Below are 5,762 nucleotides of genomic sequence, written 5' to 3' on the forward strand. Positions count from 1 at the left end.
CGTGCCCGACGAGGCGCACGCCTGCGCCGGGGCGTGGCCCACCCAGGCGAGCACGAGCGCGTCCTCGCCCTTGAGCAGGCGGTGGCAGCGGACGCCGCCGGTCGCGCGTCCCTTGGCCGGGTAGAGCGCGAGCGGGGTGACCTTCGCCGACCCGGTCTGCGTGCCGGGCAGCGCGTCGCTGGAGCCCGAGACGGTCACCACGTGGGCGGCGTCGACGTCGGCCACCGCGCCGAAGGAGACGACGTGGGCGCCGGCGGCGAGCTTGATGCCGGCCACGCCGCCGCCGGAGCGGCCCTGCGGACGCACGAGGGACGCCGAGAAGCGCAGCAGCTGGGTGTCGCTGGTGACGAAGACCAGCTCCTCCTCGCCGGTGACGAGCGGGACGGCGCCGACGAGCGAGTCGCCGTCCTCGAGCCGGATGAGCTCCCAGCTGTCGCGGCTGAGCTGCTCGGGCCGGACGCGCTTGACCACGCCCTGCTTGGTGCCGAGCGCGAGTCCGGGCACGTCCTCCTCGAACGTCATGAGCGCCAGCGGCTGGCCCTCGACCGCCGGCAGGTCGCGGACCGGGACGCCGCCCTGCAGGTTCGGGCCGGACGCCGTGCCGGGCAGGGCCGGCAGCTCCAGGACGCTGAGCCGGTGCACGCGTCCGTCGGTCGTGACCACGCCGACCTCGCCGCGGGCGGTGCTGCGCACGGCGGCCACGACGGTGTCGTGCTTGGTGCGCCGGCCCTCGGTGCTCAGCGGCGAGTCGTCGTTGGTGCGGGCCATGAGGCCGGTGGCCGACAGCAGCACCCAGCACGGGTCGTCCGGCACCTCGGCGGACGCCGTCGCGGTGACGGTCTGGCCCGCGGACTCCAGCAGGACGGTGCGGCGGGCGTCGCCGAAGCGGGTGGCGACGTCGGCCAGCTCACCGCTGACGACGGCGCGCAGCATCGCGTCGTCGGCCAGGATCGCGTCCAGCTCGGCGATGCGCCGGGTCAGCTCGTCGCGCTCCTTCTCCAGCTCCATGCGCGCGAGCTTGGTCAGGCTGCCGAGCGTCCGGTCGAGGATGTGGTTGGCCTGGACCTCGGACAGGTCGAAGACGTCGATGAGCCGCTGGCGCGCCTGCTCGCGGTTGTCGCTGGAGCGGATGAGCTGGATGACCTCGTCGATGTCGAGGATCGCGATGAGCAGGCCCTCGACCTTGTGCAGCTGGTCGGCGGCCTTGGTGCGGCGGAACTGGCTGCGCCGGCGCACGACGGTGTAGCGGTGCTCCAGGAAGACCTCGAGCATCTGCTTGAGCGTCAGCGTGCGCGGCTGGCCGTCGACGAGCGCGACGGCGTTGATGCTGAACGACGTCTCCAGCGGCGTGTGCTTGTAGAGCTGCTCGAGCAGCACCTCGGGCACGAAGCCGTTCTTGACCTCGATGACCAGGTGCAGGCCCTTGTGCCGGTCCGAGAGGTTCTTCAGGTCCGAGATGCCCTGGATCTTCTTGCTCTGGACCAGCTTCTTGATCGCCTCGACGACCTTCTCCGGGCCGACGTTGTAGGGCAGCTCGGTGACGACGATGCCCTTCTTGCGCGGCGTGACGTTCTCGATGCGGGCGGTGGCGCGCATCTTGAAGCTGCCGTTGCCGGTGGCGTAGGCGTCGCGGACGCCGTCCAGGCCGACGATCTTGCCGCCGCTGGGCAGGTCGGGGCCGGGGACGAACCGCATGAGGTCGTCGAGCTCGGCCTGCGGGTGGTCGATGAGGTGGCGCAGCGCGCCGACGACCTCGACGACGTTGTGCGGGGCGATGTTGGTGGCCATGCCGACGGCGATGCCCGAGGCGCCGTTGACCAGCAGGGCGGGCAGGGCGGCGGGCAGCACGACCGGCTCGGTCTCGCGACCGTCGTAGTTGGGCCGGAAGTCGACCGTGTCCTCGTCCAGGGAGGTGGTCATCGCCTCGGCGGCCTCGGCCATGCGGCACTCGGTGTAGCGCATCGCGGCCGGGCCGTCGTCCAGGTCGCCGAAGTTGCCGTGGCCGTCGATGAACGGCACCCGCAGCGCCCAGGACTGGGCCTGGCGCACCAGGGCGTCGTAGATGGCGGTGTCGCCGTGCGGGTGCAGGCGTCCCATCACCTCGCCGACGACGCGGGCGCTCTTGACGTGGCCGCGGTCGTGGCGCAGGTTCTGCTCGTCCATCGTGTAGAGGATGCGGCGCTGCACCGGCTTGAGGCCGTCGCGCGCGTCCGGCAGGGCCCGGGCGTAGATGACCGAGTACGCGTACTCCAGGAAGCTCGAGCGCATCTCCTCCGACACGTCCGTGTCGACGATGTGCTCCTCGAACTCCTCGACGGGCGCGGTGGTCCTGGCCATCGGATCGGATCTCCTCGGGGGACGGGGACGGGACGGTCCATTGTCGCCGCCGCCCCGCCACGGCCGGACACCGCCACGCCGGGTGCGCGCCGGGTGGGGGCCGGGGCGCTAGGTTGGGTCCGTGACGAGCACGCCGCCATGGGTCGAGCACTGGGAGGCGGACGTCCTGCTCAAGGACGGGCGCGTCGCCCAGATCCGCGCCGTTCAGCCCGAGGACGCCGAGGACTTCGTGGCGTTCTACTCCCGGGTGTCCGAGGAGTCCAAGTACCTGCGCTTCTTCGCGCCGTACCCGACGCTGTCCCAGCGCGACGTCACGCGGTTCACGACCGTGGACCACGACCGCCGCGTCGCGTTCGTCGTGACGCTGCAGGACCACATCATCGCGGTGGGCCGCTACGACGCGATCGACGACGACGAGGCCGAGGTGGCCTTCCTGGTCGAGGACGCCCACCAGGGCCGCGGCATCTCCCAGCTGCTGCTCGAGCACCTGGCGCAGGCCGGCCGCGAGCGCGGCATCCGCCAGTTCGTCGCCGAGGTGCTGCCCTCCAACGTCCGGATGCTCCAGGTCTTCCGCGAGATGGGCTACACCGTCTCCGGCGAGCTGGCCGAGGGCGTGCAGCGGCTGACCTTCCCGCTCGACCCGACCGAGACCGCGCTGGGCGTCATGCGTGCCCGTGAGCAGCGGGCCGAGGCGGCGTCCATCTCGCGCATCTTCGGGGCCCGCAGCGTCGCCGTCGTCGGCGCCAGCCGCCGCCAGGACTCCATCGGCCAGGCGATGGTGCGCAACCTCGTCCTGGGCGACTACTCCGGCTCGGTGTACGCGGTGAACTCCGCGGCCGAGGCCGTGTCCGGCCTGCCCGCCTACAAGACGGTCAGCGACATCCCGCACGACGTCGACCTGGCCATCGTCGCCGTCCCGGCCGAGTCGGTCGCCGATGTCGTCCTGGACTGCGCGGCCAAGGGCGTCCACGGCCTGGTCGTCATCTCGGCCGGCTTCGCCGAGGAGGGGCCCGAGGGGCGGCAGCGCCAGCGCCGCCTGCTCGGCCTGAGCCGCTCCTACGGCCTGCGCCTGGTGGGTCCCAACTGTCTGGGCATCATCAACACGGCCTCGGAGGTGCGGCTCAACGCGTCGCTGTCGCCGACGATGCCGCCGCCCGGTCGCGTGGGGTTCTTCTGCCAGTCCGGCGCGCTCGGCACCGCCATCCTGGAGTCCGTCTCGCGCCGCGGCCTGGGCCTGTCGACCTTCGTCTCGGCCGGCAACCGCGCCGACGTCTCGGGCAACGACCTGCTGCAGTACTGGCAGGAGGACGCGGCCACCGAGGTCGTCCTGCTGTACCTGGAGTCGATCGGCAACCCGCGCAAGTTCTCGCGCCTGGCCCGACGGCTGTCGCGCGAGAAGCCGATCGTCGCGGTGAAGTCCGGCCGCACCACGCAGGGCGTCCCGGTCGGCCACGCGGTCAAGCGCACGGCGGCGCCGCAGTGGGCCGTCGACGCGATGTTCCGCCAGGCCGGCGTCATCCAGGTCGACACGCTCGAGGAGATGTTCGACGTCGCGCAGATCCTGGCGCACCAGCCGCTGCCCAGCGGCAACCGCGTCGCGGTGGTCGGCAACTCCGACGCCATGGGCCTGCTCGTCGCCGACGCGGCCACGGCGTCCGGGCTGCGGGTCGGCCAGCCGGTCGCCCTGGGGGCCGGCGCGGGCCCGAGGACTTCGAGATCGCCATCGAGAAGGCGCTGGCCAACCCCGACGTGGACGCGCTCGTGGTCGTCTACATCCCGCCGCTGAACCAGAGCGGCGAGGAGGTCGCCCAGGTGCTGGCCGCCGTGGGGGAGCAGTCGGACAAGCCGATCGTCTCCTCCTTCCTGGCCAGCGAGGGCGTGCCCGAGCTGCTGCGCGTCCCCGACCTGGAGGGCGCGGCCGGACGCGGCTCGGTGCCGTCGTACTCCGCGCCCGAGGCCGCGGTCCGCGCGCTCGCCCGCGTCGTCAACTACGCCGAGTGGGCCTCGCGCGAGCACGGCGAGTTCCGCTCCGGCCACGAGTTCCGCTCCGGCGACGCCCGCACGCTCGTCGACGACGTGCTCAAGGCGGCGCCACGCGGCGCGATCCTGTCGACCGACCAGGTGCACGACCTGCTGGCCTGCTACGGCATCGACATGTGGACCTGGATCAACGTCCACGACGAGGCCGAGGCGGTCGCCGCGGGGGAGTCGCTCGGCTGGAACGTCGTCCTCAAGGCGGGCAGCGAGCACCTGCGGGCGCGCCCCGACCTGGCCCACATCTGGCGCGGCATCACCGACGCCGACGACATGCGCAAGGCGTGGCGCGAGATGAACACCTGGGTGGGCATGCGCCGCGACACCCAGTTCTTCGTCCAGCGCCAGGCCCCCGACGGCGTGTCGGTCTCGTTCAGCGCCACCGAGGACCCGCTGTTCGGCCCGCTCGTCTCGTTCGGGCTGACCGGCGCGCCGAGCGAGCTGCTCGGCGACCGCGCCTACGGCATCCCTCCGCTGACCGACGTGGACGCGGAGGAGATGATCTCCGGCCTGCGCTCGGCCCCGCTCCTGTACGGCTACCGCGGTGCCGAGCCGGTCGACGTCGGCGGCATCGAGGACATCATCCTGCGTCTGGCCGCCCTCAAGGACGACCTGCCCGAGGTGAGCGAGCTGGACGTCGAGCCGGTGCACGTCAGCGCCGACGGCTGCTGGGTGCTCTCGGCCCGCGCGAAGATCACGCCGTCGGAGGACCGCCGCGGCGAGTGGTACGTGCGCCGCCTCAGCCAGCCCGCGGGCGCGGGCGATACGCTGTCGGGGTGACCGGCCCCCAGAACGACGCGCTCTTCGCCGCCGTCTCGCGCAGCGGCTACCACCCCGAGGTGGTGGCCGCCGGACTGCGTGACGCGCTCGCCGACGAGGACGTCCTGGCGTACGTCCTGCACCACGAGCCGACCTTCGACCGCGACGAGGTGCGCCGCCACCTGACCGCGCTCGCGCTGACCCCGTCGCGCCTCTGCTCGTCCACACCGACGAGCACCCGCCGGACACGCTGCTGCCCAAGCCGTACACGTCCACGACGAGCGAGGCGGTGCCGCTGAGCGCCGTCACGTCGGTGGTCGTCACCCGCATGGTGCCCGAGGGCTCGGCCGGTGTCGTGGAGGCCGTGCTGACGATCGGCTGGGGCGCGGTGTCGCGCGTCGAGCTCGAGCCCGCGCAGTGCGACGACCCGAACTGCGAGGCCGACCACGGCTACTCCGGGTCGCTGTCCAGCGACGACTTCTCGCTGCGCCTGAGCGCGGTCGCCGAGGGCGGCAGCGCGGTGGAGCAGCTGCTCGAGCTCGCCCGCCGGCTCTCGGAGGCCACGTCCCGCACGGCCTCCCACGTGGCGAGGCACGCGGTCGGGCCGGAGCTCGCGCTGGAGCCTGCGCTCG

Annotated in this window: 3 protein-coding genes and 1 pseudogene; 3 read left to right on the plus strand and 1 reads right to left on the minus strand. The window is 72.8% G+C overall.

Translation table 11 applies throughout. The annotated features are described in order from the left end of the window. A partial coding sequence (locus tag AC2W7G_RS08020; RefSeq protein WP_485867968.1) for a DNA gyrase/topoisomerase IV subunit A occupies positions 1-2,337 on the minus strand: 2,337 nt, incomplete at its 3' end. Positions 2,338-2,458: 121 nt separating this feature from the next. Between AC2W7G_RS08020 and AC2W7G_RS08025 the strand changes: the two genes are divergently transcribed. The 3 genes and pseudogenes from AC2W7G_RS08025 to AC2W7G_RS08035 form a co-directional block, all read left to right on the plus strand. After that, entirely contained in the window at positions 2,459-4,123 is a 1,665-nt protein-coding gene (locus tag AC2W7G_RS08025; RefSeq protein WP_485867969.1) for a bifunctional acetate--CoA ligase family protein/GNAT family N-acetyltransferase, read from the plus strand. Next, a complete protein-coding gene (locus AC2W7G_RS08030) occupies positions 4,099-5,151 on the plus strand; it encodes an acetate--CoA ligase family protein (RefSeq protein ID WP_485867970.1) in 1,053 nt (350 codons plus the stop codon). Before AC2W7G_RS08025 ends, AC2W7G_RS08030 begins: the two co-directional genes overlap by 25 nt. A 62-nt stretch (positions 5,152-5,213) precedes the next feature. Further along, positions 5,214-5,762 (plus strand): annotated as a pseudogene (locus AC2W7G_RS08035) (DUF5998 family protein); the annotation flags it as partial.

The organism is Aeromicrobium sp. PFPM2_SD2 (genome assembly GCF_057364525.1).